At 65.0% G+C, this 26,225-nt stretch carries 24 protein-coding genes and 2 pseudogenes; 9 read left to right on the top strand and 17 right to left on the bottom strand.

Annotation, left to right across the window (positions count from 1 at the left end):
- Positions 1-12 precede the first annotated feature (12 nt).
- Positions 13-681: a hypothetical protein gene (locus PVW46_RS02980; protein WP_043146793.1), complete on the top strand. Its 669-nt coding sequence runs from the start codon at positions 13-15 to the stop codon at positions 679-681.
- Here the strand turns inward: PVW46_RS02980 and PVW46_RS02985 are convergent.
- Entirely contained in the window at positions 662-1,402 is a 741-nt protein-coding gene (locus tag PVW46_RS02985; RefSeq protein WP_069209605.1) for a heme-dependent oxidative N-demethylase family protein, read from the bottom strand. The genes PVW46_RS02980 and PVW46_RS02985 overlap by 20 nt on opposite strands.
- 159 nt (positions 1,403-1,561) lie before the next feature.
- On the opposite strand from PVW46_RS02985, the gene dddP reads away from it, so the two are divergent.
- A complete protein-coding gene (dddP, locus tag PVW46_RS02990) occupies positions 1,562-2,902 on the top strand; it encodes a dimethylsulfonioproprionate lyase DddP (RefSeq protein WP_069209604.1) in 1,341 nt (446 codons plus the stop codon).
- Between the two features lie 4 nt (positions 2,903-2,906).
- On the opposite strand, the gene PVW46_RS02995 is transcribed toward dddP, so the two are convergent.
- Together PVW46_RS02995 and PVW46_RS03000 are read right to left on the bottom strand one after the other, a co-directional pair.
- Entirely contained in the window at positions 2,907-3,440 is a 534-nt protein-coding gene (locus PVW46_RS02995) for an NUDIX hydrolase (protein ID WP_069209603.1), read from the bottom strand.
- Entirely contained in the window at positions 3,430-4,338 is a 909-nt protein-coding gene (locus tag PVW46_RS03000) for an endonuclease/exonuclease/phosphatase family protein (protein ID WP_069209602.1), read from the bottom strand. Before PVW46_RS03000 ends, PVW46_RS02995 begins: the two co-directional genes overlap by 11 nt.
- 85 nt (positions 4,339-4,423) lie before the next feature.
- On the opposite strand from PVW46_RS03000, the gene PVW46_RS03005 reads away from it, so the two are divergent.
- Positions 4,424-5,635, top strand: coding sequence for a bifunctional alpha/beta hydrolase/OsmC family protein (locus tag PVW46_RS03005; protein WP_069209601.1), 1,212 nt, complete (start codon positions 4,424-4,426; stop codon positions 5,633-5,635).
- A gap of 60 nt (positions 5,636-5,695) precedes the next feature.
- On the top strand, positions 5,696-6,943 hold the full coding sequence (locus PVW46_RS03010) for an NAD(P)/FAD-dependent oxidoreductase (RefSeq protein ID WP_069209600.1): 1,248 nt from the start codon (positions 5,696-5,698) through the stop codon (positions 6,941-6,943).
- Between the two features lie 57 nt (positions 6,944-7,000).
- Here PVW46_RS03010 and PVW46_RS03015 read toward each other — a convergent pair.
- The 8 genes and pseudogenes from PVW46_RS03015 to PVW46_RS03050 form a co-directional block, all read right to left on the bottom strand.
- Positions 7,001-7,408: pseudogene (locus PVW46_RS03015) on the bottom strand (biotin transporter BioY); the annotation flags it as partial.
- Positions 7,409-7,550: 142 nt separating this feature from the next.
- On the bottom strand, positions 7,551-7,856 hold the full coding sequence (locus PVW46_RS03020; protein WP_043146800.1) for a hypothetical protein: 306 nt from the start codon (positions 7,854-7,856) through the stop codon (positions 7,551-7,553).
- Between the two features lie 161 nt (positions 7,857-8,017).
- On the bottom strand, positions 8,018-8,629 hold the full coding sequence (locus PVW46_RS03025; protein WP_139132308.1) for a hypothetical protein: 612 nt from the start codon (positions 8,627-8,629) through the stop codon (positions 8,018-8,020).
- Between the two features lie 110 nt (positions 8,630-8,739).
- Positions 8,740-10,185, bottom strand: a complete 1,446-nt coding sequence (locus PVW46_RS03030) for an NAD(P)(+) transhydrogenase (Re/Si-specific) subunit beta (RefSeq protein WP_043146804.1) — start codon at positions 10,183-10,185, stop codon at positions 8,740-8,742.
- A 15-nt stretch (positions 10,186-10,200) separates the two neighbouring features.
- Positions 10,201-11,772, bottom strand: coding sequence for a Re/Si-specific NAD(P)(+) transhydrogenase subunit alpha (locus PVW46_RS03035; protein ID WP_069209598.1), 1,572 nt, complete (start codon positions 11,770-11,772; stop codon positions 10,201-10,203).
- Positions 11,773-12,134: 362 nt separating this feature from the next.
- On the bottom strand, positions 12,135-12,584 hold the full coding sequence (locus PVW46_RS03040) for a methyltransferase family protein (protein ID WP_069209597.1): 450 nt from the start codon (positions 12,582-12,584) through the stop codon (positions 12,135-12,137).
- Between the two features lie 43 nt (positions 12,585-12,627).
- Positions 12,628-13,059, bottom strand: coding sequence for a rhodanese-like domain-containing protein (locus PVW46_RS03045; RefSeq protein ID WP_069209596.1), 432 nt, complete (start codon positions 13,057-13,059; stop codon positions 12,628-12,630).
- A gap of 88 nt (positions 13,060-13,147) precedes the next feature.
- Positions 13,148-14,101, bottom strand: a complete 954-nt coding sequence (locus PVW46_RS03050) for an MBL fold metallo-hydrolase (RefSeq protein ID WP_043146812.1) — start codon at positions 14,099-14,101, stop codon at positions 13,148-13,150.
- Between the two features lie 124 nt (positions 14,102-14,225).
- Between PVW46_RS03050 and PVW46_RS03055 the strand changes: the two genes are divergently transcribed.
- Complete coding sequence (locus PVW46_RS03055) at positions 14,226-14,975, top strand: SDR family NAD(P)-dependent oxidoreductase (RefSeq protein WP_043146814.1); 750 nt, start codon at positions 14,226-14,228, stop codon at positions 14,973-14,975.
- A 92-nt stretch (positions 14,976-15,067) separates the two neighbouring features.
- On the opposite strand, the gene PVW46_RS03060 is transcribed toward PVW46_RS03055, so the two are convergent.
- Both PVW46_RS03060 and PVW46_RS03065 read right to left on the bottom strand, forming a co-directional pair.
- Positions 15,068-16,600, bottom strand: coding sequence for a hypothetical protein (locus PVW46_RS03060; RefSeq protein WP_069209595.1), 1,533 nt, complete (start codon positions 16,598-16,600; stop codon positions 15,068-15,070).
- A 97-nt stretch (positions 16,601-16,697) separates the two neighbouring features.
- The gene (locus PVW46_RS03065) at positions 16,698-17,282 is read right to left on the bottom strand and encodes a TetR/AcrR family transcriptional regulator (protein ID WP_069209594.1); all 585 of its coding nucleotides are present in this window, start codon (positions 17,280-17,282) and stop codon (positions 16,698-16,700) included.
- 90 nt (positions 17,283-17,372) lie between these two features.
- Between PVW46_RS03065 and PVW46_RS03070 the strand changes: the two genes are divergently transcribed.
- The 3 genes from PVW46_RS03070 (at position 17,373) to PVW46_RS03080 (ending at position 20,577) form a co-directional block, all read left to right on the top strand.
- The gene (locus PVW46_RS03070) at positions 17,373-17,828 is read left to right on the top strand and encodes a (2Fe-2S)-binding protein (protein WP_043146821.1); all 456 of its coding nucleotides are present in this window, start codon (positions 17,373-17,375) and stop codon (positions 17,826-17,828) included.
- Between the two features lie 3 nt (positions 17,829-17,831).
- The gene (locus PVW46_RS03075) at positions 17,832-20,069 is read left to right on the top strand and encodes a xanthine dehydrogenase family protein molybdopterin-binding subunit (protein ID WP_069209593.1); all 2,238 of its coding nucleotides are present in this window, start codon (positions 17,832-17,834) and stop codon (positions 20,067-20,069) included.
- 127 nt (positions 20,070-20,196) lie between these two features.
- Positions 20,197-20,577: a hypothetical protein gene (locus PVW46_RS03080; RefSeq protein ID WP_133066459.1), complete on the top strand. Its 381-nt coding sequence runs from the start codon at positions 20,197-20,199 to the stop codon at positions 20,575-20,577.
- Positions 20,578-20,951: 374 nt separating this feature from the next.
- Here PVW46_RS03080 and PVW46_RS03085 read toward each other — a convergent pair whose 3' ends face one another.
- From PVW46_RS03085 to PVW46_RS03095, 3 genes are all read right to left on the bottom strand, one after another.
- A complete protein-coding gene (locus tag PVW46_RS03085) occupies positions 20,952-21,728 on the bottom strand; it encodes a gamma-glutamyl-gamma-aminobutyrate hydrolase family protein (protein ID WP_069209592.1) in 777 nt (258 codons plus the stop codon).
- Between the two features lie 122 nt (positions 21,729-21,850).
- Positions 21,851-22,777: a Hint domain-containing protein gene (locus tag PVW46_RS03090; protein WP_274574576.1), complete on the bottom strand. Its 927-nt coding sequence runs from the start codon at positions 22,775-22,777 to the stop codon at positions 21,851-21,853.
- A gap of 196 nt (positions 22,778-22,973) precedes the next feature.
- Complete coding sequence (locus PVW46_RS03095; RefSeq protein ID WP_069209590.1) at positions 22,974-25,124, bottom strand: malate synthase G; 2,151 nt, start codon at positions 25,122-25,124, stop codon at positions 22,974-22,976.
- A 154-nt stretch (positions 25,125-25,278) separates the two neighbouring features.
- Between PVW46_RS03095 and PVW46_RS03100 the strand changes: the two genes are divergently transcribed.
- A complete protein-coding gene (locus tag PVW46_RS03100) occupies positions 25,279-25,908 on the top strand; it encodes a chloramphenicol acetyltransferase (RefSeq protein ID WP_069209589.1) in 630 nt (209 codons plus the stop codon).
- Between the two features lie 60 nt (positions 25,909-25,968).
- On the opposite strand, the pseudogene PVW46_RS03105 reads toward PVW46_RS03100, so the two are convergent.
- A pseudogene (locus tag PVW46_RS03105) lies at positions 25,969-26,225 on the bottom strand (metal ABC transporter permease); the annotation flags it as partial.

Below are 26,225 nucleotides of genomic sequence, written 5' to 3' on the forward strand. Positions count from 1 at the left end.
CAGGAGAGCAGAATGACCTTCGAATACCCCTACGCGGGGATGATCCTGCCGGACGTGCGGGATCTGCACCCCGAGCCCTATCTCGAAAGCGCCGCCAAGGTGCTGGCCCGTCTTGATCCACGCCCGGACGCCAAGTCTCCGACACGGCGACAACCGGGCCGCGTGATGGGCCACCATCTGGGCATCTCGGTGCTGTCCGAAGAACTTAGCGACTACGGCCCCCGGGTGGTGCTGGAGGTGGTGACCGCCGACGGGACACCGCCCGACGAAACCGACGCTGCGCGCCTGTTGTCGGATACGGTGCGGGCCGCGCTGGATCACTCCTCGGCGGACATCCTGGAATGGTTCGCCCCCGATACACTGATCGACCGGGACGATTTCATCCGGCTGCGCAACTTCGTCTCGCCGCGCCGCATCGGCCGGGTCGACACGGAAATCGAGGACGCACTGTTCGAAAGCGCCGCCGCCGCGCAGGGCATCTGCGGCACGCTCTACCCCAAACGCTCGAAACCGGCCGAAATCCCCAACCTGCCCGCCGTGGTGGCGCAATCCGCGATGCAACGGCGCCCGTCCAGGTTCGGCCTGCGGCGCGCCAGCCAGATGATGGCCGTGACCAGCCTGATCGCCGTGCTCAGCACGACCGGTCAGATGGACTATTTCCTCAGGCAGTTGCTGCAGTGACCGCTTCGCTGCGCACAAGGTAGGTGTGTATAGAAAAGACCACCGCGCGGGTCCGTGGCAGGCGCAGGATGCACTGCCGCTCTGACCTCCAGAAGGGTGCGGCGGCGGGATCGACCGGCGCGCGCGGGTTGTGCATCGAGCGTGGATGAAACAGTTCTGACTCGGCGTATCGCAGGGCATTGAACCGCCACAGCGGACGCCCCGCCTGCACCCCATCGAACAGTCTTTGCACCCGGCGCGCGATGTTGTCGTCGAAACTGTCGACCGGCGCGTGGATATCCGTCATCGGACGCATGAATTTCTCGTCCAGGCGCCAGCTGGCCGGGAAACACAGCACGGCCCCGGTCAGCACATGCTGATCGCCATGCTTTTCCATCAGGCACAGGTCTTCCTGCACGATCCGCCCCAGCGTCCCCAGCGGATCGGTCCTGTCCAGCGCGACACCCGCGCCATCGGGGCAAAGAACACTGTCTTCGGCCCGCGAAAACCCGTCAGGCAACGCCGCAAGCACCGTTTCCAGCAACTCTTCCGCCGCCGGGACGGCCCCGGACGACAAGGCCAGCACCTCGTTGCGGCGGTCGGCTAGCAGGCGGCGGCGCTCTGCCATCTGCCCGGCATAGGCCTCGTCCACGATCAACCATTCCGACGGGTCCAGAGGCGCGATCCCCGGCAAGGGGCGCGGCGCTGTGACATCATACGGGATTCGGTCTTGCAGGATCATGCGCGCAGGCTAGGCCCGCGACGCGGCCTCCGCCAGCCGCGCGACCCCACGTCACCTGAACGAAAGCGGTCGAAAAACGACCCGCTGTACGGTCGCAATTTCGCGCGCCAGCCCCGGGGCGCCCCGGCAGGCTGATGCAACCAGCCTTCGGAAGACGCCATGAACACCCATTTCCGCGATACCCGCAAAATCGACCCGACACGCGGCGCCCTGACCGGCGACAACACCCCCAACGACATGGACCGGATCGAGATCGGCCCCACGCGCCTTGCACTGGCAGAATGGGCTGTGGCGGGGCTGGAACTGCCCGACCTGCAGGAGATGCGGCGCTATCGCTGGCAGCGGCTGACCGATCATGTCGTGGCGCGTGATCTTGCCGGGCTGCTGGTCTTCGACCCGCTCAACATCCGCTACGCGACCGACAGCACAAACATGCAGCTTTGGAACACCCACAACCCGTTCCGGGCGGTGCTGGTCTGCGCCGATGGGTACATGGTGATCTGGGACTACAAGAACGCACCTTTCCTGTCCTCGTTCAACCCGCTGGTGCGCGAGGCGCGCTCGGGCGCGGACCTGTTCTATTTCGACCGGGGGGATCGCGTCGACGTGGCCGCCGACCGCTTTGCCGCCGAGGTCGCCGACCTGCTGGCGCAGCACGCGCCCGGTAACACACGGCTGGCGGTGGACAAACCGATGATCCACGGGCTGCGCGCGCTCGAGGCGCAGGGCCTGACCGTCTTCCCCGGCGAAGAAGTCACCGAAAAGGCCCGGTCCGTGAAAGGCCCGGACGAGATCAAGGCCATGCGCTGCGCCGTCAACGCCTGCGAGGCCGCGATGCACGAGATGGAGCGGTTTACCCGTCTGAACGTACCGCGTGGCGACGTGTCCGAGAACGACATCTGGGCCGTCCTGCACGCCGAGAACATCCGCCGCGGCGGAGAATGGATCGAGACGCGCCTGCTGACGTCCGGCCCCCGCACCAATCCCTGGTTCCAGGAATGTGGCCCGAGGATCGTGCAGAACAATGAAATCGTCGCCTTCGATACGGATCTTGTCGGCAGCTACGGCATCTGCGTCGACATCTCGCGCACCTGGTGGGTGGGTGACCGGGCGCCCCGGCCCGACATGATCGACGCCATGCGCCACGGGCATGAACACGTCATGACCAACATGGAGATGCTGCGCCCCGGCGTGAACATCCAGGACCTGTCCCGCAACACCCACGTCCTGAGGCCCGAGTACCAGCGGTTGAAATACGGCTGCCTCATGCATGGTGTGGGGCTTTGCGATGAATGGCCCCTGGTGGCCTACCCGGACCAGATGGTGGACGGCGCCTTCGACTACGAGCTGGAGCCGGGTATGACGCTTTGTGTCGAGGTGCTGGTTTCGCCGGACGGCGGCGATTTCTCGATCAAGCTGGAGGAACAGGTGCTGATCACCGAGGACGGCTACGAGAACCTGATTTCCTATCCTTTCGACCCGATGCTGATGGGCACCTAGGGCGTCACGCCCCGGCCTTTATCCGGCGCGCCATGCGCAGGACCGACTCTGCCTGCGTGAAGTCCCGCAATCTGTCCAACGGCACCCAGGCGAGCGCCTTCGACTCTGCCGAGGCGCTGAGTTCGCCCGCTTCGGCCCGCATCAGGAACCGGACGTCGTAGTGCAGGTGCGCCGGTTCGGTCCCGCGCGGCGGGATCTCGTGGATATCGACGTCGAAGACGTCCGGCGACAGCAGCGCGACCCGCGCCAGCCCGCTTTCCTCGTAGGCCTCTTTCATGGCCACGAAGCGCGCATCCGCGATGCCGTCGCAATGGCCCCCCAACTGCAACCAGCGGTCCAGCTTGGCGTGATGGGTCAGCAGGACAGAGCGCCCGTCCGGCGACAGCACAAAGGCAGAGCCGGTGACATCACCGCCGATGAATGGGTCGCGCGAAAAGGCCGCCAGCCCCCACCGCGCGCAGAAGGCCCTCAATCGGTCCCATTCTTCCCCGTCCCGCGCGACACGCGGCACGAAACGCCCGATACCGTCAATCTGCATCCAGATGCACCCGTGCCAGAACCCCGGCATGATCCGATCCCCAGAGCGGTCGCGTCTCAACCTGTCCGCCGCCGGGCGCCCAGACCTGGTCCAGCGGCAGCGGGATCGGCAGCGCCTGCCCGGCGGGCCAGCCATGCGGCGCCAGCCAGTAGGTCGGTTGCAATGGCCCGGCACGCCGGACGCCCGCGGCCCGTGTCAGCCGCCGCACCGAATGCCCCCAGGGCATCATGTTGAAATCGCCGGACAGGACCACTGGCCCCTCCAGCCCGGCCAGCACCTCTTCCAGCGCCTCTGCCTGGGACGCCTGGGGATGCGGCCAGGGCCAGCGCAGGTGCACCGACAGAACCCAGACCGGCCCCTGTGGCGTGTCCAGGTGCAGGCCCGCCACTCCCTGCCCCGGCAGGCAAAGCGTCCCGCCGGGCAGCACCGGGTGGCGCGAGAGCACGGCATTGCGGCTCCAGCTGTAGAAGGGACAGGTGGCGCGATGTGGATAGACCGGTGCCAGTCGATCAAGGATATCGCCGTTGCGGCTGGTCAGTTCCTGCAGGGTGATGACGTCCGGCGCCTGGGCCAGCATGTCCGCCGCCAGTTCGGGGATCTGCGCGTTCCGGTACAGAAGGTTCTTCTGGTAGACGGCAAATCCACCCGGTGACGGCGCGGCCAACTTCATGACAACCGCCTGCCCCAACACCACCAGTGCCGCGCCGGCAAGCCCCCAGCGCAGCCAGCGTGGCCAACCCGTCCAGATCACCGCCAAACCCGCCAGCGCCACAAGCGGCAGGCGCGCAACAGCCAGGGAGTCTCCTGCCGGGTGCAGCGCCCCGCCCCAGGTGGCCAGCGCGACCAGCACCAAGACCCCTGCAACAATGCTCACCAGCGCGCGCATCAAACTCACCATGCCGTGACGCTCCTGACAGTTTGCTTGTGAGCCGCCCCGGCCCGACCCATTCTCTGACCCAACCACAAAACGTCAGGACGACCCAATGCCCACCGAACGCATCACATTCCCCGGTCATGCCGGCGACAGGCTGGCCGCACGGCTGGATCTGCCCGAGGACACACCGCTCGCCACTGCCCTCTTCGCCCATTGTTTTACCTGCGGCAAGGACATCGCCGCCGCGCGGCGCATCGCTCAGCGGCTTTCCGCGATGGGGATCGCCGTGCTGCGGTTCGACTTCACGGGGCTGGGCCATTCCTGTGGCGAGTTCGCGAATACCACCTTTCACAGCAACGTGGGCGACCTGAAGGCCGCCGCCGACTACCTCGAGGGACGCGGCATGGCGCCCAGCCTGCTGATAGGCCATTCGCTTGGGGGAGCGGCGGTCCTGCGGGCGGCGCCTGACATTGGCTCGGCCCGGGCGGTGGCGACCATCGGTGCGCCCTTCGATCCCGATCACGTCACGCACAACTTTGCCGATGCGCTGGACCGGATCGAGGATGAGGGCCAGGCACAGGTGGACCTGGGCGGCCGGCCCGTCACCATAGGGCGAGACTTCGTGCGGGACGTGAAAGCGCAGGAACTGGAACCGGTCATCGGATCGCTGAAAAAGGCGCTGCTGGTGCTGCACGCGCCGCGCGACGCGGTGGTGGATATCTCCAACGCCACGCGGATCTTCACCGCCGCCAAACACCCCAAGAGCTTTGTCACGCTGGACGATGCCGACCACCTCGTCTCATCCCCCGAGGATGCGGAATATGTCGCCGAGGTGATCGCGGCCTGGGCCGATCGCTACCTCGACCTGCCCGCACCTGCCCCGCCCATCGGCGCGCCAGAGGGCGTGGTGCGCGTGACAGAGGCCGCCGCCGACGGCTTTCTGCAGGACATCCAGAACGGGCCGCATCACCATGCGCTTGCGGACGAGCCCGAGGCCTATGGCGGCAGCAACCGGGGCATGTCGCCCTACGGGTTCCTCTCGGCGGGGCTGGGCGCCTGTACCTCGATGACCATCCGCATGTACGCCCGGCGCAAGGGGTGGCCGCTGACCGGGATCAGCGTGGACGTGACCCACGACAAGGTTCATGCCCAGGACGCGGGGACAAGCGCGACGACACGGGTGGACCGCTTTGTGCGCCGGATCACGCTGGAAGGTGACCTCGATGCCGACCAACGCGCCCGGCTGCTGGAAATCGCGGACAAGTGCCCGGTCCACAAGACGCTGGAACAGGGCGCCGAAATCGAGACGGAACTGGCCTGAAGCCCTCTTGCCTCCGGTCCCTGATCCGCGCCACTGTCGCGCCGCAACGTGGAGGGCAGCATGAAGGCATATCGACAGGTGGCCGTGATCGGTGCGGGCATGGTGGGGGTCTCCACCGCGCTCTGGCTGCAGCGCATGGGATGCGAGGTCACGCTGATCGACCGCGAAGGCCCGGCGGCCGGTGCCTCGACCGGCAACGCGGGCATCATCGCGGCGGGGGCCGTGGTGCCCCTGCCCGTCCCCGGCCTGATCTGGAAGGCGCCGGGGATGCTGTTCGATCCCCGACAGCCACTGTTCCTGAAATGGGGCTACCTGCCGCGCCTCCTGCCCTTCCTGTTGCGCTACATGGGACACGCACGGCAGGCCAAGGTCGAGCAGATCACCCGCGCGCTGACCCTGCTGCTGCAGGACAGCGCCGACCAGCACCAGGCCCTGGCAGAGGGAACGGAGGCCGTCCAATTCATCCGGCCCGGCAGCTACCTGCACGGCTATGCCAGCAAGCAGGCCTTCGAGGCAGATGCCTATGGCTGGGACCTGCGGCGGCGCAATGGCTACACGGTACGCGAGATGACGCCCGGGGACATGGCCGCCTTCGACCCGGCGCTGGCGGGGCGCTTTGGCTATGGCGTCGACAGCCCCCGGCACGGCACGATCACCGATCCCGGCGCCTATGTCCGCGCGCTGGCGGCAGCCTTCGAGGCAGGTGGCGGGCAGATCGTACAGGCCAGCGTGACCGGTTTTCGCGAGGAAGACGGACGCGCCGTGGCCGCGCTGACCGACAAGGGCGAGATCGTGGCAGAGGGCTTTGCCGTGACGCTTGGCGCGTGGTCGGGCGGGATTGCAGGCGCCCTTGGCGTCACGGTGCCACTGGAAAGCGAACGCGGCTATCACGTCGAATTCCATTCCCCCAACATCGAATTGCGCGCGCCGGTCATGGTGGCCTCGGGCAAATTCGTCGCCACCTCGATGCGTGGGCGCCTGCGGGCCGCGGGCATCGTGGAGTTCGGCGGCTTGAAAGCCCCGGCTTCCCGCGCGCCTTTCGAACTGATGCGGCGCAGCGTGGCGCGCATCTTTCCCGATCTGACCTACAGCCACACCAGCGAATGGATGGGCCACCGGCCCGCCACGTCGGACTCCCTGCCCGTGATCGGCCCCAGTCCCCGGCTGGCCAATGTCTATCTGGGCTACGGACATCAGCATATCGGCCTGACTGGCGGCCCGCGCACCGGGCGCTGGCTGGCGCAGATGATGGCGGGCGAACCGGTGAACGCCAATCTCTCGGCCTTCGCCGCCGATCGCAGGGGCTGAAAGGAAAAAGGCCGGGCGATGCGCCAGGCCTTTCGGTCAATCGGATCGTTGGGGATCAGCCATCTTCGGGGCCGAGCGGTCCCAGCCAGCGCGGGCAAGGACACCCAGCGCGACGGTCGCCAGGACGTAGCCTAGGAGGTAGCCACCGGTGCCGCCAATCATGTATTCGATGCCGAAGACCTCGGCCGAGGAACCCGCGAAGACATCGAAACCCAGCGCGCCGATGATCATGTAGCCAAGGATCGTCACCAGACCCAGGCGCGGACCGTAGGCGGCGCCGACGGTCAGCACGGCAAAGGTGCCCATCGTGATCGGGACGGGCCACATCGGCACCTTGATCTTGGCCGCAGCGGCCAGCACGGCGATGCCCAGCACCACCAGCGCCACCTGCTTGAGGCGCAGCGCAGCGCCCTCGTTGGCGCCGAAGGCTTCGGCCAGGACATTGCGGTTCATCGTCAGGTTCATGGCGCTCCCCCTCGTCATGAATATTTCGCTCATGTTGTTGCTCGACTTGCTGCGTCGCCGCAAGGGAGCATCGAGCAGATGTGCAAACTCTGCCAACCCAGACATTTGCAAAAATTCCGGAAATCGGTTGCAAAGCCGGGACTCAAAGCGGACCCAGCCGCCCCAGCAAACCCGGCATCTGCCGCAACAGGTCCAGCGCCATGTTCGCGTCCCGCACCTTGATATCGACCAGGGGATGCTCCCAGTCCTGGTCGCGCACGGCATGAATCCGAAAGGCCCCGTTCTCGGCGTCGTTCTCGGGGTAGTACCCCAGGTCGACCACCACGGCGCGCTTTGAATACTGCGCGAGATCCTCGATCAAGTGATCCGGTGTCAGCGGCTCCAGAGGCTTGACGATCTGCCAGCCAGCCACGCGAAACACCGAATTGATCTGCAGTGCCAGTTCCATAGTGTCCCCTCTTTTCGCGTCAGACTAAAATGGGGCCGCCGAAACGGCGACCCCAATGATCTTGTCGAGATGTGGCAATGGCGGAAACCCGCCGCGTCCTGCTCTTAACTCAGCCCCGGCGCAGCGCCATTGGCGCGCGTCGAGGCAAGGAATTCCGGCATTCAGCCGGCACCCTGAAAGATGCGAACGACGATGCTGCCCCAAAGGAGGATCAGGACCGCCCCGACAAGCAGCACCGCACCACAGCCGGACGCCGGGCGCAGCTGCGCATGTGCACATGCTAGGATCGCCCAGAGCGCAATACCGGCGGGCAGCCCGTAAAATACACCAATATGCACGGGCCAAAGCAGAAGGAACACGACGCCGCCATTTGCCACCTTGCCGGTCTCGAGGGCAAGATTGGCGAGGATGAGCACCAGCAGGACCACGAGCACCAGAAATGCGGTGATGCCAAAGCCCCCAAGCATGAAACTCGCCGGCGTCATGAAGCCGTGACGCGCTGCCCATTGCAGCAAGGCGAAAATGCCAATCAGACCGACCGGTGCCAGAAACATCAGACCAGCCACTTCGATCCCGATGAATAACCCAACTGCCTGCGCGTTGTCATGCGCGAAGGCGCCCTCGGTCCGGGTCGCCGCTAGCAGGAACACCAGATCAAGGATGACGCCGCAGATTGCGCCGCCCGCCATCGCTCCGGCAATCGCTGCTAGGCGCGGAAGCCCGCCATGATCAAACTTTGCGGTCAGCGTTGGCGAGAGGCGAAAGACAGACATGGGACGAAGGCTGAAACAACGCCCGTTGCGCGTCGTTGCCCCAGATCAAGGCCTGCAAAAGAAAAACGGCCCCGCACAAGGCGGGGCCGCTGGAACATTTCGGTCGAGCCTTAGCTGATCCGGTTGAGCAACTCGCCCAGCGACTGTTTCGCGTCGCCGTAGTACATCCGCGTGTTCTCCTTGTAGAACAGCGGGTTCTCGATGCCCGAGTAGCCCGTGCCCTGCCCCCGCTTGGAAACGAAGACCTGCTTGGCCTTCCAGCATTCCAGGACCGGCATCCCCGCGATGGGAGAGTTCGGGTCTTCCTGGGCCGCCGGGTTCACGATGTCGTTCGAGCCGATGACAATGGCCACGTCCGTGTCCGGGAAGTCCTCGTTGATTTCGTCCATCTCCAGCACGATGTCATAGGGCACTTTGGCCTCTGCGAGCAGCACGTTCATGTGCCCGGGCAGACGGCCCGCGACCGGGTGGATGGCGAAACGCACTTCCTTGCCCTGGGCGCGCAGCCGACGGGTCAGTTCAGCCACATTCTGCTGGGCCTGAGCCACCGCCATGCCATAGCCGGGGATGATGATGATGCTGTCGGCCTCTTCCAGGGCCTGCGCCACACCGTCCGCGTCGATGGCAACCTGTTCACCCTCGACCTCCATCGCCGGGCCACCCGTGCCGCCGAAGCCGCCCAGGATGACGCTGACGAAGGACCGGTTCATCGCCTTGCACATGATGTAGGACAGGATCGCACCCGACGAGCCGACCAGCGCGCCAACCACGATCAAGAGGTCGTTGCCGAGGCTGAAGCCGATCGCTGCCGCCGCCCAACCAGAGTAGCTGTTGAGCATCGAGACCACGACCGGCATATCGGCGCCGCCGATGCCCATGATCAGGTGATAGCCGATGAAGAAGGCCAGCACCGACATCAAGAGCAGGGTCCAGCCGCCGCCGGTGCTCATGTAGATCACCAGCAGGATCAGCGATCCGATGGCCGCCGCGAGGTTCAGCATGTGGCCGCCCGGCAGCTTGGTCGCGGCCGAGGTCAGCTTGCCCGAGAGCTTGCCATAGGCCACGACGGAGCCGGTGAAGGTCACGGCGCCGATGAAGACACCGAGAAAGACCTCGATCTTGAGCACGTTGATCTCTGCCGCCGTCTTGTGCGCGACCTTGGCCGAAAAGCCCTTGAGCGCTTCAAGCGCCTCGGTGGCGCCATCGGCCTGCAGCGCCGCGACGGTGTTCATCACCAGTTCGGCGTTGTAGCCGACAAAGACCGCCGCAAGCCCCACAAGCGCGTGCATCCCGGCAACCAGTTCCGGCATCTGGGTCATCTCGACCTTGGAGGCCAGGAAGTAGCCGATGATGCCGCCTGCGGCGATCAGGATGATCGACAGGATCCAGAGGCCCGAACCCGGTCCGATCAGCGTTGCGAAGACCGCCAGCGCCATGCCGACGATGCCGTACCAGACCGCACGCTTGGCGCTTTCCTGGCCAGACAGGCCGCCCAGCGACAGGATGAAGAGGACAGCCGCGACCACATAGGCCGCCGTGGTAAATCCGTATTCCATGAGTCCTTGTCCTCTTTACGATTTCTGGAACATGGCGAGCATGCGCCGAGTCACGAGGAAGCCGCCGAAGATGTTGATCCCGGCAAAGAAGACCGAGATGGCGGCAAGGATGAGAACAAGCGTTCCGCTGGTTCCGATCTGCATCAGGGCGCCAAGGATGATGATCGACGAAATCGCGTTCGTGACCGCCATCAGCGGGGTGTGCAGCGAATGGCTGACGTTCCAGATCACCTGGAAGCCAATGAAGACCGACAGGACGAAGACGATGAAGTGCTGCAGGAAGCTGGCCGGGGCGACGAGGCCCACCAGCAGCATCAGCACACCGCCGATCCCCAGCAGCGTGAACTGCTGCTTGGTCTGCGCCTTGAAGGCCGCGACTTCCTGGGCGCGCTTCTCCTCGGGCGTCAGCTCCTTGGGCTTTTCCTGCTTCTTGGCCGCGATCGCCTGTACCTTGGGCGGCGGCGGCGGGAAGGTGATCTCGCCCTGGTGGGTGACGGTTGCGCCACGGATCACGTCATCGTCCATGTTGTGATTGATCTTGCCGTCCTTGTCGGGCGTCAGATCGGTCATCATGTGACGGATGTTGGTGGCGTAAAGCGTCGAGGACTGCGTCGCCATGCGCGAGGGGAAGTCGGTGTAGCCGACGATGGTCACGCCGTTGTCGGTGACGACCTTCTCGTCCTTGACGGTGCCTTCGACGTTGCCGCCCTTTTCGGCGGCCAGGTCGATGATGACCGACCCCGGCTTCATGGCCTTGACCATGTCCTCGAGCCACAGCTTGGGCGCCTCGCGGTTGGGGATCAGGGCGGTGGTGATGACGATGTCCACCTCGGGGGCCAGCTCGCGGAACTTGGCCAGCTGCGCCTCGCGGAACTCTGGGGACGAGACCGAGGCATAGCCGCCGGTTGCCGCGCCGTCCTGCTGCTCTTCCTCGAAGTCGAGATAGACGAACTCGGCGCCCATCGATTCGACCTGCTCGGCCACTTCGGGCCGCACGTCAAAGGCGTAGGTGACTGCACCCAGCGCGGTCGAGGTGCCGATGGCGGCCAGGCCGGCAACACCGGCGCCCACGACCAGAACCTTGGCCGGGGGCACCTTGCCCGCGGCGGTGATCTGCCCGGTGAAGAACCGGCCAAAGTTGTTCGACGCCTCGATCACGGCGCGGTAGCCGGCGATATTGGCCATCGAGGACAGCGCGTCCATCTTCTGGGCGCGGCTGATCCGTGGCACCATTTCCATCGCGATGACGTTGGCGCCCTTCGACTTGGCGATGTCCAGACCTTCCTGGTTGCCGCCCGGATTGAAGAAGGTGATCAGCGTCTTCTCTGGTGTCAGTTGCTCCAGCTCGTCCAGCGTCGGAATGCGCACCTTGGCAATGATGTCTGCCTCACCCCAGAGATCGGCGGCACTGCCGACAACCTTGACGCCCGCAGCCTCGTAATCCGCATCGGAGAACTCTGCCCGCGACCCCGCGCCGGATTCAATCAAACATTCATAGCCCAGCTTTTGCAGCTGGCGGGCCGAATCCGGGGTCATCGCAACGCGATTCTCTCCTGCTTCGACCTCTCTTGGCGTCCCTATCTTCACGGTATTCCCCTTTGTTCTCAGGTACTCCTACGCCCCTGATGAGGCGTTAATTCGCATTTCAGCGCAATCATGCGGCTCTGCAGCGACAGGCAGCGCGGGTTGTAAAACACACCATGACCCAAAGTTAAAGCCAGACAACTATTATTGCGCAACATGCAGCAATATCGAAACAATATTGCGCACGATCGTATACCAGCCCGACACATCGGCGGAATATTCCTAGCGGTTTCGGTAACTTGCCCGGTGCAAGATGTGCCGAACCCCCGGCCCGGGAACAACCTTGGTCGGCATGCTACGGGCACCATGCGACCACAGGTCACTTCTACCAAAGGATTAGTGTTTAATCCGCAGTCATTCGGCGATCAGACCCACCGCCGCACATCCCTTTCGTAGCGGGCAAAGGCTGCGCGGAATTTCCGGCGCAGGCGATCCTCTTCGGGCGTGATGAAACGCCGTTCGATCACCCAGACGAAGATCGGCACAAGTGGCAGCGCCAGGACCGCGTCCCAGTAAAGGATCATCCCCAGGAGGATCATTGAATCGCCAAGGTAGATCGGGTTGCGCGACCGTTTGAAGATGCCGCTTGTCACCAGCCTGTCCGCCTCCTGGTGAGGGATGACGGTGGTCCGATGGCGCCGCATCTCGTAGAACGCCAGCGCCATCAGGATTACCCCGCCCCCGACCAGCAGCCCACCAAGAAGATCGGCGACGACAGGGCCAAACCCCAGACCATAGCCGAAATGGGTCTGTTGCACCCAGGCCAGACACAAGGCCCCCAGCAGCCAGACCGGCGGCATGTCGATCCATTTCATCACCAAGCACTCTCCTGCAACTGTTGCTCCGGACCGGCGAAGCCTATTCGGGATGATAGGCACCGTCCCTCAGCCATCCCTCATACCCCGACTGCATGACAAGCACGTTTTCCCGTCCCATCACGCGCGCCGCGAAAGTGGCCTGCGACGACCGGACACCAGTGTTGCAGAACAGGATGACCATGCCTTCCTCCGGGATCTCGTCCAGCCGGCCCGGCACCTCGCGCCACTCGATGTGACGCGCGCCGGGGATCGTGCCGGCCTCGAAATCCGCCAGGCTGCGGGTGTCGATGAAATGGATGGCCTCCCAGATCTCGCGCGTCAGCTGCTGCGGCAGGATGATCCCCGCGGTCTCGGTGGCAAAGTCCATGTAGCCGATGATTTCATCCTCCAGCTCTCCGGCAAGAGCCGGGGCAATGGGCGCAACCGCCGCGAGGCCGACCGCGCAGGCGGCCGCTTTGAGACTGGAATGCATGGCAGGTCCCCTTGTCGTTTCGCCAAAGGCAGGAGGCGGGCCGGACAATCGCCCGGCGCCGCGTCCCTTATCCTATACCCGAAACCGGTTATTCCCACTCCATCTCTTCAAAGACCCGACCGGCGTTCTTGGTGGCCAGTTCCTCGAAGGTATCCAGATGCGCCCAGTTGGACTGGTCGATGTAATAGGCATCCGCCAGCTCGCCGCCCTCGTCGATGTGGTCGCCGATCTTGGCCCGCAGGTCCTTGAGATAGTCGGTGGTATACCGCGTCACCTGCGCCATGTTCGTCGGGTGCCCGTGACCGGGAATGACATAGGTCGCGCCAAGTCCGGTGAAGGGGCCGTCGAAGGTCTCGATCCAGCAGCTGGTGCAGGTATCGGCAAAGATCGGCGGCATGCGTTCGTGAAAGGCGATGTCGCCGGCGATCACGATTCCCCATTGCGGGATCCAGACCTGGGTGTCGCCGGGGCCGTGGGCGGGGCCAAGGTGCAGGACATGGAATTCGACCTCGCCCAGGGTAAAGGCGTATTCATCGTCGAACGACATGTTCGGCACCACGACGCGGGTGCCCTCGGCCTTGTCCCGGTTGTAGCGCTGCATCCCCTGCAGGATGAAATCACCGTTCTCCTCGACCTCCTCGATGGCCTCGGCATGGGCAAGGATGTCGACGCCCTGGTCGGCCCAATAGGAATTGCCGAGCACGGCATGGCCCTGCCCGTTCTCGTTGATGACCAGTTTCACCGGCTGATCGGTGATCGCCTTGATCTCGTCATGCAGGGCCCTGGCCAGCCGCGCCGAGGCACCGCCGTTGATGACCACCACGCCGTCGCCGGTAATGACAAAAGACAAGTTGTTGTTATGGCCGGAATTTTCATAGGTGGGCGGCGCCGTCGCGCCGATGGCCGAGAAGACATGCGGGATGACTTCGACCGGCTTGTCGTACAGCTCGGACTGCGGGTACTTGTCGGCGATGTCCTCGCTGGCCTGTGCGGTGACCGCCGCCAGTACCAACGCCGAGGTCAGGGCAAAACGTGTGTTCATGAGATCCTCCCGAAAATCTCCAACATATTCGCATGCGTGAATAGCATTGCCAAGCAACCTCTCGCGGACCTCTTGTCACAGCGTCGGGGCGCGGTAGGGTTCGGGCCACGACAGGGAGGCAGACATGATCGAAGGCAAACACGCGCTTGTGACTGGCGGCGGCAGCGGCATCGGACTGGCGATTGCACAGGCGCTGGCGGCCGAAGGCGCACTGGTCACCATCACCGGGCGCAATGCCGCGCGGCTGGAGGCGGCGCGGGGCGAGCGGATCTTTCCGATCTCGATGGACGTGATGGATGAAACCTCGGTAATTCATGGAGTTAAAGAGGCGGTGGACGCACGCGGCCCGGTTCAGATCTGCGTGCCCAATGCCGGGATCGCGGAGGGGCGGGCGATCCTCAAGACGGATATGGAATTCTGGCGGACCATGATGGCGACAAATGTCGACGGCGCCTTTCTGACCATTCGCGAATGCCTGAAAAGCATGGTCGAGACCGACTGGGGCCGGGTGATCGCCGTGTCCTCGATCGCGGGGATCAAGGGGCTGAAGGGCGCGCCGACCTATACGGCCTCGAAACACGCGCTCATGGGGCTGATCCGGGCACTGGCTGCGGATTACGCAAGAAAACCCTTTACCTTCAACGCCCTGTGCCCTGCCTACGTGGACACGGACATCGTGACCATGAACGTCGACAACATCATGAAGCGCACCGGCTGGTCCGAGGCAGAGGCGCGCGCGGCAATGGTCGACGTCAACCCACACGGGCGGTTGATCGCCCCCGAGGAAGTGGCGCAGGCGGCGGTCTGGCTGTGCCACGCGGCCTCTGGCAGCGTGAACGGACAGGCCATCCAGATCGCGGGCGGCGAGATCTGAGGCCTGTACGTTTTGTACAAAACGTACATGGAAATCAGCATTTTGTACAAAAGCTCGGGGACGGCCCCTGCCGGCCCCGGCAGGTGGGTCTGTCACGACCGAGGGCACACACCCTGCCCTCGCGGACCAAACAGGCCGGGATCGTATGACGCCTCCCAGTCATAAGGCTCCGAGTCGAGGGCCCATTCGGCAAGTTCCTCGATATTACGACCCAGGAAACTCCGCAGGCCCGGCACGTTGGAAACCAAGCCCTCGATCCCGCCGACGACCGCATGGCGCAGGAAATTGCGGGGACTGAGCACGTCCTGAACGCCACGGGCCGCTTCGAGAATACGCTGGTAATCCGCCGGATCGCCTGTTTCCAGGTAGCGCGCCAAGTGGTCAAGGGTTTGGGCGCTTTGGTCGAAACCCTCCCCGGCCACGTCGATCAGCCCGGCCGCAATGGCGGCCGGCACGGCAATCGGCGCCGTCGGAGGAATGTCGCGGCTTGCAAAGCGGCCAAGGTCGGCAATGGCCGCGTTGAGACGCCGGGCCTCTTCGCCGCTGCCGGGCGTCCGCAGGACCAGAAGGGCCGACCGCACCGCCGAAAGCCCGCGCAAAAGCGGACTGGCATCGACCCCGCGCCGTTCAAGGTCGTCATGCAAGAGCACAAGCCGCTGGGCGACGTCGACCAGATCATGTGCCCTGTCGAGCCCCCCTTCCCCGGGCTCGATCAAGGCAAGCAATGGCAAAAGCTCTGAAATCCGGGTCGCGAGGATCCCCGCCGTTTCGGCTGCGATCCGGTCGCGGGCTTGTCCGTCGACCTTGCCGAGCCCGCCCACCAGGACTGGCAAAGTCGTCTGCCATTGCCCGGTCTGCGCCGCAGCCATCCTGACAGAAAACACCAGCGGATCCTCCGCTGGCAGCCCGGCTGTTTCCAGTTCCGACAGCAGACGATCATACCGGCGGCGCAGGACCGCGGGGGGAACCGGGTCCCTGGGCAGGACTGCCGCGAAGATCCGCAACAGGTCGTCCCCGCGCGGTTCCTCCTCTGGCAGCGGCAACAGGGACCTGTCCAAGAGATGATAGGGCAAGGAGGCCCGGGCCCTTGACCGTTCCATATCGGCCATGTTCAGGGCCCGGTAGTACGGGCGGCATCCCTCCCCTGCGATCGACGTGGTGCGCGCGATCCGACGGGCCCGATCGCTCCACGTCTGCGACCGGGCGACATGAAACAGATAGTCCGGCAAGCTTGCGACGATCTCATCATGGGCCAGCCGAAGATCATGCAGCCCGGCGTCGACGTGCTGCCGCGCCTCGCGCTCTGTATAACGGTCGTCCCAGACCGCCCGGCGCCATGCACGGAGCGCGATCCCCGCGTCCTCGTAGAGATCGTCGAAACGGAAATACACCGCGGTCAGCCCGTTCGCCCAGGCCTGGATATGGCCTTCGGTGACCTCTGTCGCGGACAGGGCCCGCGCCATCACGTCAAGAGCCGCGTCGGGGCCGATCCTGTCCTCCAGTGCCTGTTCCAGTCTTTCAACGTCATCCATCTGCGCCGACAATGGCGCTTGAGCAAATACGGGCTGCGCAAGTGCAACGCCGAGAAGGACAAGACAGGCCAGAGGGCGGCGGATCGGACGCATGTGTGCATCTCCTTTGCGTGGCGGCCCTGACCGGACCGGGCCGGTAGACAGCGTGCACGCAGTATTACACGACGGTGTTCCCTTGGGGCCAGCGCCGTCAGCTTCCCGTCGCCAGCCCCCGCCCCAGCACATGCGCCAGCCTTTCGCGGACCTCGACGAATTGCGCGTAGGGCGGGCGCTTTATCCCGTCGAGCGCGCCGAGGATCAGCACGGCCACCTCTTCGGCCGTACCGTCCAGCCGCACGCGGCCTGCCGCCGCCTCGCGCGTCAGCCAGTCGGCGAAGACGCCGGTCAGCCGGGCGGTCCCGGCCGCGACCACCTCGCGCGCGTGGCTGTCCTTGACGTCCAGCAGTTCGGCCCCGTGCGGACTGTCCAGCATGTCGCGGACCATCGGCCCGGTCTTGGCGGCAAGCCCCCGCGCCAGCAGGTCCTCGACGCTGCCCGTGCCCGCCAGTGCCTGGGAAACCGCGCGCGCGGCGGTGTCGAAATAGACTTCGACCATGCGGCGGGCGATGTCCTCCTTGCCCTGGAAATGCTGGTAGAGCGCCGGACGGGACATGCCCGCGGCCTGCGCTATGTCCCCCATCGAGGTGCGGCGATAGCCATACTGGCACATCACCGCCAGGGCGGCTGTGAGTATGGCCTCTTGCTTGACCTGGTCGGCTGGGGGTGCATCCATCATGGCATCAGTCCTGACAAAAATACGCAAAACTGTCAATTGACACCCTGACACATTTCACCCATTTTGTCAGAAACCGACCAGGAGGACGACATGGCCACCACGCTCACCGTCAACGGCACCTCGCACGAGGTGGACCTGCCCGACGAGGTTCCGCTGCTCTGGGCGCTGCGCGATGCGCTGAACCTGACCGGCACCAAGTTCGGCTGCGGCGTCGCGGCCTGCGGCGCCTGCACGGTGCATATCGACGGCGAGGCGGTGCGCAGCTGCCAGGTGCCGGTCGGCGACGTCTGGGGCGAGGTGACGACAATCGAGGGGCTGGGCACGCCGGACGCACTGCACCGGCTGCAACAGGCCTGGGTCGATCACCAGGTGGCGCAATGCGGCTATTGCCAGTCCGGCCAGATCATGCAGGCCGCCGCCTTGCTGGCCGAAACCCCGAACCCCACGGACGATGACATCGACGCGGCGATGAACGGCAACCTCTGCCGCTGCGGCACCTACCCGCGCATCCGCGCCGCCATCAAATCCGCCGCGCAAGGAGCCTGAGCCATGTCCCGTATCGGCAAGATCGCCCGCCGCACATTCCTTTTCGGGGCCGTGGCCGTCGCCGGTGGCGCCGCCTTCGGCGCCTGGTACGTCACCCGCCCCGCACCCAACCCGCTGAAACCCGGCGAGGGCGAGGCCAGCCTGAACGCCTTTGTCCTGATCGACGGCGAGGGCGTGACCCTTGTTGCTCCCCGCGCCGAGATGGGCCAGGGCACGATGACCACCTGGGCCGCGCTGATCGCCGAGGAGATGGACCTCGCCTGGGAGGACGTGCGTGTCATCCACGGCCCGCCCGCACAGGCCTATTACAACAGCGCCCTGATGGGCGAGGGACAGACGCACAAGGGTTATGACGCCTCTGCCTTCCAACATTCGCTGGGCGAGATGATGGGCGTCATGGGCAAGGTCTTCTCGATGCAGGTCACAGGCGGGTCCACCGCCATGAAGGACGGCTATGAGCGGATGCGCGTCACCGGCGCCGCTGCGCGCGAGATGCTGAAGACCGCCGCCGCCAAGCGGCTGAATGTCGGCGTGGTCGAACTGCGCACGGAAAACGGCGCGGTGATCGCGCCGGACGGCACCAGCATTCCCTACACGGACCTGGCCGCCGAGGCGGCAGAGGTCGAACCGCCCCGGATCGAACTGCGCGAGCGCAGCGAATGGCGGCTCTTGGGCACGTCGCTGCCGCGCGTCGACATGCTGGGCAAGTCCACGGGCACCGCGCAATTCGGCATCGACACGCGTCTGCCGGGGATGCGCTTTGCGGCTGTGCGCCGCTCGCCCACGCGCGGCGGCATGAAAAGCTATGATGCCTTCGAGGCGGGACGGATGCCCGGCGTCGAAAAGGTAGTGGACCTGGGCGACGGTCTGGCGGTGATCGCCACCAACACCTGGCTGGCCCAGCAGGCCGTGGACGCCATCGAGGTCGAGTGGGACCCCGCCCCCTACCCCGAGAGCACCGAGGCGATGGTGGCCGCGGTCGAGGCGGCCTTTGACACCGAACCGGACTCCGTGCTGCGCGACGACGGCAATCCAGACCGCCTGCCCGCAGGCGCAACGGCGGTCGAGGCGGAATACCGCGTGCCCTTCCTGGCCCATGCCACGATGGAGCCGATGAATGCCACCGCCTGGTTCGACGGCCAGCACCTGAGGCTGTGGTGCGGCAACCAGGGGCCGACCTTCCTGCGCGACGCCTGCGCCGCCGAGGCCGGCGTCGACCCGTCAGAGGTCGAGGTGAACGTGACGCTGATGGGTGGCGGCTTTGGCCGCCGGGGCGAGTTCGATTATGCCGTGGTGGCGACCAAGGTCGCCAAGGCCATGCCCGGCACGCCGGTCAATGTCACATGGTCACGCGAAGAGGACATGACCCACGATTACTACCGCCCACCCGCCATCGCGCGGATCACGGGGGCCGTGGCGGACGGCGCACCGGTGGCCTTCGACGCCAGGGTCGCCTCGCCCTCGATCGCCGCGCAGGCGCTGAAACGCTGGGTCGGTTTCGCCCCCGGCGGGCCGGACAAGGGGATCGTCGACGGCATCTACAACCAGCCCTACGGCATTCCGAACTACCGCGTCGCGGGCCACAAGGCGGACGTTGTGCCGCCGCTGGGCTTCTGGCGATCGGTAGGGGCCAGCTTCAACGGCTTCTTCCACGAGTGTTTCATGGATGAGCTGGCGGTGGCCGCCGGGGCCGATCCGCTGGAGATGCGGCTGCACCTGACGCGCGACGAATGGCTGCCCGCCTTCTACGCGCTGGAGGCGGTGCGCGACATGTCCGGCTGGACCGGCAAGACCGAGGAGGGCGTCGGGCGGGGCCTTGCGATGGTCTACAGTTTCGGCACGCCCACGGCGATAGTGATCGAGGTGCGCGACGTGGACGGCGCGGTGCGCCTGACCGATGCCTGGATCGCCGCCGACCCCGGCGTGGCGCTGGACCCGTCGATCATCGAGGCGCAGCTGACCGGGGCGATGGCCTATGGCCTGTCCGCCGCCATCGGCGAAGAGATCACATTCGCCGGTGGTGTCGTGGACCAGAAGAACTTTCCCGATTACGAGCCGCTGCGCATGGCCCAGATGCCGCGCACGCAGGTCACGATCCTGGAAAACCAGGAGCGTCTGAACGGGATCGGAGAGGTCGGCACGCCGCCCGCCGCCCCGGCACTGGCCAACGCGCTCTTTGACCTGACCGGCAAACGGGTGCGCGAACTGCCGCTGAACAAGGCCTTCGACTTTTACACCTGAGGCATGATACCCGGAGGTCTGCCCGGCCCAGGGCCGGGCAGACCTCCGACATGCAGAGAGCGACGGTGCGCCTGGCAAGGCTGTCGGCCCTGATCGCAGCCCCGCCGCATGACGGGTTCGAGCCCTGTTGATCGATGCTGCGACATCGACGAATGCCTGCTATCAATCTTTCGGAGCAAAGCGAGGCAGCCACGTGGAGTCGAAAATCAACCGAATTCCTTTATCTGACTATATTTCCGAAAGAACCGGAGCCTTGTCTGAAAGGCAGATCGCGGACTACATTGTAGTAATGTCATTGGACGAGGCTGTTATCGGTTCACTGATACTCTTGGAAGACCGCACAGCGTCTAAGTTATTGACGATTCAAGAGCGCATAGGGCACGCGCATATCGTATCTGGGCATGCGCTTAATTTTCTTCGACGCAACAAGCTTCCAGATAAGGGCTTACAAGATCTGCAACAAGCGCAAGGCAAGTTTGCAAGAGCGAAGCTAAATGCGCGCAGCTAGTGTTCCATGAACTGGTTCCGGCGACTAATCGGGCGCAACGGATTGCTGCCATCAGCGCAGCCGCAGCGAAAGTTCATAATGTCCCGCGTTGCGGTCATTTGACCCAAGAACATGCTGCACGATGCACGAATGGCCGCACTGGCGGAGCTGCGGCGCAGCATCAGATCGTCCGACGCGCTACATCAAGGGGCCGAAAGCAGACGTCGCGTAAAGAGGGCCATCTTTCGTCCACATTCCCTAGGCAAAGCGGGAAATATACCCTAAAGTATAGGTCAGACCCGTATCATTGTTCTCGGGCATTTGTTTAACGATTATCCGCCCCTCGCCATCACGGCAGGGGCTTTTTCGTTGCCAAATCGATGGATGACGGGATTTCAGCCCGCGACGCGCAGCCCCTCGGCGCCCTTTTTCGCCCAGGCATGTACGGCGGCGCCGAAGGCCTCGAACAGCGGACGCGATACCGGGTCGCTGGCGGCGTTCCATTCCGGGTGCCATTGCACCGAGAGGGTAAAGCCCGGCGCATCCTTGACGTAGATCGCCTCTGGCGTGCCATCGGGGGCAAAGCCGTCGATCACAATGCGCGACCCGGCGGTCTTGATCCCCTGCCCGTGCAACGTGTTGGTCATCACCTCGGCAGAGCCGAACAACTGGTGGAACGGCCCGCCCTCGGTCAGCGAGACCTTGTGGCGCAGGGCGAATTTCTCTTCCAGCGTGCCGTCGGGGGGCATCCGGTGGTTCATCCGGCCCGGCAATTCGCGGATTTCCGGGTAAAGCGACCCGCCCATCGCCACGTTGACCTCCTGGAAGCCACGGCAGATGCCCAGAAAGGGCTGACCGCGCTGAACGCAGGCCCGCACCAGCGGAAGGGTGATGGCATCGCGGTTTCGGTCTGGCTGGCCGTGCGCCTCGGTCCATTCTTCGCCGTATTCCTCGGGGTGGACGTTGGGACGCCCGCCGGTCAGCACGAAGCCGTCAAAGGCTTCGAGCAGTTCGTCGACACTGACCAGCCGCGGGTCCGAGGGGATCACGACAGGCAGGCAGTGCGACACCTCCGAGACCGCCTCGGAGTTCATAGTGCCGCCCGCGTGGGTCGGATACTGATCGTTGATCAGGTACTGGTTGCCAATGATGCCGACGATGGGGCGCGCCATGTTCCTGCTCCTTGTGAACAGCGAATATGTAGACCACATGGGCGCGCCCGAAAAGTGTCCGCCCGCACAGACGGACCTGCGGCGGCACACAGGGCGCGGAATTGCCTGTCAGTCGGGCATCCTCAGGCAGCGGCCCCCCCGGCCAACCTTGCACTGAGCGCGGCGGGCAGATGCCGGGCGGACCTGACGCGAGGGCGGTTCATTTCCAAAATGGTGCGGTCTTCTCCGTAGAGGGCGAGGTATTCCGCGAAATTGTCGAATGCCCGGCGCCCAAGGTAGTCGACAAAGGTTTCCGCCGCTGCGCCATTGGCCAGGATGACTTCGTGGCCTTCGGTTTCGACGTGGTAATAGGTCACGCGTTCGGGCAGATTGGCCAGCGGGTCACGCGTGATCGTGGTGCCGTTCACCAGAGCGCCCGCGTTGACAGCCAGCCCGTCGAGGATCAGCGCGTGGTCGGCGGTCAGCACCAGGTCGCTGTGCGGAACACCCTGCCCCAGCGCCCCGGCCCGCACCCGCACGGGCGCAAAGCGCTCTGCCGGGGTGAACCGCTTGTGCAGGGTTTGGCGCCCGATCCATTTCACCGGCACCGCCCGGCCATCCGCCGTCAGGATCATGTCACCGATCCGCAGGTCTTCGACAGGACGCGCGCCCTCGGGTCCGGCGATCTCTGTCCCGGCGGCAAAGCAGAGATAGGTCTGGGCCTCGGCCTGGTAGGCGTTTGTCGTGCCGCTGGAGGGGATCAGGGTCTGGGCGGACCCGTTCTGCGGCAGGGGAACACCATAACCACCAACGCCCAGAAAAACGGGATACTCGACACCGCCAATGGTGATCGTGTACCCCGTGAAATCAACGCTATCGCCGACGAACCAGTCGGTTCCTGCATCGAGCAACCCGTCTTCGTCAACGTCGGTTATCGGGTAGTTGTCGTCTTCATCAGCGAAGTTGTACAACCCTGTCCACGACAGCGTGCTGCCGGGTTGCCCCTGCCCGCCTGTAATGGTGACGCCGGACAGGCCGATATATCCTTCGGTTGTATATGTAATGGCCACGACTGATTACCCCACGTTTCATGATGTCAGATGAACTGCGCGCAAGATCCGACTGGCGCGCTTTCGGGCAGCAGTCTGGTTTCTTTGCCAATGGCAATCAAATCATTAATACAAGATCAAGGTTTTCCGGCCCAAAAGTGTTGCAATCCCGGGCAACCGGCCCCGCCGCACGGGGGCCGGTTCCACGGTCGGAGGGTCAGCCCGCCGCCTTCAGCTCCAGCCGACGCTTGTGCAGCACCGGCTCTGTATAGCCAGAGGGTTGCACCCGGCCTTCGAAGACCAGGTCACAGGCCGCCTGGAAGGCGATGCCGTCAAAGCCCGGCGCCATCGGCTGGTAGGACGGGTCATCCGCGTTCTGGCCATCCACGACCTCGGCCATGCGCTTCATGATCTCCATGACCTCGTCACGCGACACGACGCCGTGGTGCAGCCAGTTGGCGATATGCTGGGCCGAGATGCGGCAGGTGGCGCGGTCTTCCATCAGGCCGACATCGTTGATGTCGGGCACCTTGGAACAGCCGACCCCGGCGTCGATCCAGCGCACGACGTAGCCGAGAATGCCCTGGGCGTTGTTCTCGACCTCGCGGCGGACCTGTTCGGGGCGCCACTTGCGGAAGGAGGCCAGCGGGATCTCCAGCACCGCGTCCACATGGGCGCGGCGGCCACCGGCGCGCAGGGCCTTCTGTACGGCGAAGACGTCGACCTTGTGGTAATGCAGCGCGTGCAGCGTGGCGGCGGTGGGCGACGGCACCCAGGCGCAGTTGGCGCCCGCCTTGGGATGTTCGATCTTGGCCTCCAGCATGGCGGCCATCTTGTCGGGCATGGCCCACATGCCCTTGCCGATCTGCGCCTTGCCGGACAGGCCGCACTCCAGCCCGATGTCCACGTTGCGCGCCTCGTAGGCGCCGATCCAGCCCTTGCGCTTGATGAAATCCTTGCGGCTGAAGGGGCCGGCCTCCATCGAGGTGTGGATCTCGTCGCCCGTGCGATCAAGGAAGCCCGTGTTGATGAAGGCGACCCGGTGTTTCGCGGCGCGGATGCATTCCTTGAGGTTGACCGAGGTGCGGCGCTCCTCGTCCATGATGCCCAGCTTGACGGTGTATTGCGGCAGGTTCAGCGCCTTCTCGACGAAGGTGAATACCTCGTCGGCGAAGGCCACTTCCTCGGGTCCGTGCATCTTGGGTTTGACCACGTAGACCGAGCCGGTGTGCGAATTGCGCAAGCCGCCTTCGGTGCGTTGCAGGTCATGGCGGGCGATCAGCACGGTGATCAGCGCGTCCATCAGCCCCTCGAAGATCTCCGAGCCGTCGCGCAAGAGGATCGCCGGGTTGGTCATCAGGTGGCCGACGTTGCGCACCAGCATCAGCGCGCGGCCCTTGACGGTGAAAGGCGCGCCGTCGGCGCCCAGGAACTCGTGATCCGGGGTCAGCTTGCGGGTGACGCTCTTGCCGCCCTTCTCGAAGGTTTCCGACAGGGTGCCCTGCATCAGGCCCAGCCAGTTGGCATAGGCCAGGGTCTTGTCCTCGCCATCGACGCAGGCCACGGAATCCTCGCAGTCCATGATCGCCGAGACGGCCGATTCCAGCCGCACGTCCGCCAGCCCCGCCTGGTCGCGGGCGCCGATGAAATGGGTACGGTCAAAGACCAGCTCGACATGCAACCCGTTGTTGCACAGCAGCACCGCATCGGGCGCCTTGGGGTGGCCGCGGTAACCGCGGAATTTCGACGGGTCGATCAGCGGTTGATCGTCTACCAGCAGCGCGCCACCCTGAACGTGGTAGCGGCGGGCGTCGGCATGGCTGACCCCCTCGACAGGAAAGGCCTCGTCCAGGAAGACGCGGGCGCGGGCGATCACCCGGGCGCCACGGCCGTTCTCATACCCGCCTTTCGGTGGCAGCGAGCCCATCGCGTCGGTGCCGTACAGCCCGTCGTAAAGGCTGCCCCAGCGGGCATTGGCGGCATTGAGCGCGTAACGGGCATTGGTGATCGGCACCACCAGCTGCGGGCCGGGCACGGTGGCGATCTCGGGGTCGGTATTGGCGGTCTCGATCTCGAAATCGCCGCCTTCAGGCAGAAGGTAGCCGATTTCCGTCAGGAAGGCCTTGTAGGCCTCGTGGTCATGCGGCTGGTTGGCGCGCGCCTTGTGCCAGTCGTCGATCTGTTTCTGCAGCGCCTCGCGCTTGTCCAGCAGGGCGCGGTTGCGCGGACCAAAGTCATGCGCCAGCTCCGACAGCGCCTGCCAGAACCCCTCGGCCCCGATACCGGTGCCCGGAAGGGCCTGCTCTTCGATGAAGCTGGCCAGTCCTTCGTCGACGTTCAACCCGGCGCGTTCCACTCGGTCGACCATAGTATACCTCTCGTGATGGCTTGACGCAGACCCTAGCATCCTGTTTCCGATAGGCAACATTTCACACCCTCCGGATTGCCCCTGCGCGGCCTTAAACAGTTTCAAGGTGCGTTTGAAACCGGCATCCGGACGGGGCCTTTCCGGAGATGCCCACATGGCCGAACACCCCGTCGACCTGGAGACATGGCCACGCACGCCGCAGTTCCGCTGGTTCCGCAGCTTTGAAAAGCCGCATTACGCGGTGACCGTGCGGATGGATGCGACACATCTGATGAAGGTGCGCAAGGCGGCGGGACACTCGCTGTTCCGCGCCAGCCTGCATGCCATCGGCTGCGGGCTGCACGGCGTGCCGGAACTGAACATGCGGTTTCGCGGCGACAGCGTGGTGCGGCATGACAGGGTGATGCTGTCGACCCCTGTGCCGCGACCGGACGGCGGGTTCAACTTTTCCTACGTTCCCTTCGACCCCGATTTTGCGCGTTTCGACGCGGGCGCAGAGGCGGCCATCGACGAAGCCCGCAACCGCGCGACGCTGGCCGGAAATTCCGAGGGGATGGACGGCGTGGCCTATATGTCCTGCCTGCCCTGGCTGGATTTCACGGCGCTGGACAATGCCCTGCCGCATGCGGATGACTGCATCCCCCGGGTGGCCTGGGGCAAGATCGTGCCCGAGGGCACCGGCTGGCGCATGGCGATGGGCATCCAGGTGCATCATGCGCTGGTGGACGGCGAACACCTGGGCGGGTTCTTCGAGGGGGTGCAGACCGCGCTGGACGCGGGGTGAGGCAACGCCTTTGAAAAGGCGTTGCAAGCGGCTTCGAAGCCGCTTGCCGCCGCGCCCGTTTCAGGCCGCCTCTTCCTCGCTGGCCTGCTGCCGCGCCCAGAGCGCGGCATAGCGACCGCCCTGTGCCAGGAGCGCGTCATGCGTGCCCTGTTCGACCACCTCGCCCTCTTGCAACACCACGATCCGGTCCGCGTCGGCGATGGTGGACAGGCGGTGCGCGATGGTGATGACCGTCCGCCCCTCGCCCGCGCGGCGCAGCGCGTCCTGGATGCTGGCTTCTGTCTCGGTGTCCAGCGCGCTGGTCGCCTCGTCCAGAA

Source organism: Mameliella sp. AT18 (genome assembly GCF_028807275.1).
Lineage (GTDB): Bacteria > Pseudomonadota > Alphaproteobacteria > Rhodobacterales > Rhodobacteraceae > Antarctobacter > Antarctobacter albus.

Bases quoted from the DNA above. Each gene is read 5' to 3' on its own strand.
- PVW46_RS03050 (WP_043146812.1), bottom strand. From the start codon at position 14,101: ATGAACACACGTTTTGCCCTGACCTCGGCGTTGGTACTGGCGGCGGTC.
- PVW46_RS02995 (WP_069209603.1), bottom strand. From the start codon at position 3,440: ATGCAGATTGACGGTATCGGGCGTTTCGTGCCGCGTGTCGCGCGGGAC.
- PVW46_RS03010 (WP_069209600.1), top strand. From the start codon at position 5,696: ATGAAGGCATATCGACAGGTGGCCGTGATCGGTGCGGGCATGGTGGGG.
- PVW46_RS03075 (WP_069209593.1), top strand. From the start codon at position 17,832: ATGTCCCGTATCGGCAAGATCGCCCGCCGCACATTCCTTTTCGGGGCC.
- PVW46_RS03070 (WP_043146821.1), top strand. From the start codon at position 17,373: ATGGCCACCACGCTCACCGTCAACGGCACCTCGCACGAGGTGGACCTG.
- PVW46_RS03055 (WP_043146814.1), top strand. From the start codon at position 14,226: ATGATCGAAGGCAAACACGCGCTTGTGACTGGCGGCGGCAGCGGCATC.
- PVW46_RS02980 (WP_043146793.1), top strand. From the start codon at position 13: ATGACCTTCGAATACCCCTACGCGGGGATGATCCTGCCGGACGTGCGG.
- PVW46_RS03065 (WP_069209594.1), bottom strand. From the start codon at position 17,282: ATGATGGATGCACCCCCAGCCGACCAGGTCAAGCAAGAGGCCATACTC.
- PVW46_RS02985 (WP_069209605.1), bottom strand. From the start codon at position 1,402: ATGATCCTGCAAGACCGAATCCCGTATGATGTCACAGCGCCGCGCCCC.
- PVW46_RS03095 (WP_069209590.1), bottom strand. From the start codon at position 25,124: ATGGTCGACCGAGTGGAACGCGCCGGGTTGAACGTCGACGAAGGACTG.
- dddP (WP_069209604.1), top strand. From the start codon at position 1,562: ATGAACACCCATTTCCGCGATACCCGCAAAATCGACCCGACACGCGGC.
- PVW46_RS03040 (WP_069209597.1), bottom strand. From the start codon at position 12,584: ATGAAATGGATCGACATGCCGCCGGTCTGGCTGCTGGGGGCCTTGTGT.
- PVW46_RS03100 (WP_069209589.1), top strand. From the start codon at position 25,279: ATGGCCGAACACCCCGTCGACCTGGAGACATGGCCACGCACGCCGCAG.
- PVW46_RS03030 (WP_043146804.1), bottom strand. From the start codon at position 10,185: ATGGAATACGGATTTACCACGGCGGCCTATGTGGTCGCGGCTGTCCTC.
- PVW46_RS03045 (WP_069209596.1), bottom strand. From the start codon at position 13,059: ATGCATTCCAGTCTCAAAGCGGCCGCCTGCGCGGTCGGCCTCGCGGCG.
- PVW46_RS03005 (WP_069209601.1), top strand. From the start codon at position 4,424: ATGCCCACCGAACGCATCACATTCCCCGGTCATGCCGGCGACAGGCTG.
- PVW46_RS03085 (WP_069209592.1), bottom strand. From the start codon at position 21,728: ATGGCGCGCCCCATCGTCGGCATCATTGGCAACCAGTACCTGATCAAC.
- PVW46_RS03020 (WP_043146800.1), bottom strand. From the start codon at position 7,856: ATGGAACTGGCACTGCAGATCAATTCGGTGTTTCGCGTGGCTGGCTGG.
- PVW46_RS03060 (WP_069209595.1), bottom strand. From the start codon at position 16,600: ATGCGTCCGATCCGCCGCCCTCTGGCCTGTCTTGTCCTTCTCGGCGTT.
- PVW46_RS03000 (WP_069209602.1), bottom strand. From the start codon at position 4,338: ATGGTGAGTTTGATGCGCGCGCTGGTGAGCATTGTTGCAGGGGTCTTG.
- PVW46_RS03025 (WP_139132308.1), bottom strand. From the start codon at position 8,629: ATGTCTGTCTTTCGCCTCTCGCCAACGCTGACCGCAAAGTTTGATCAT.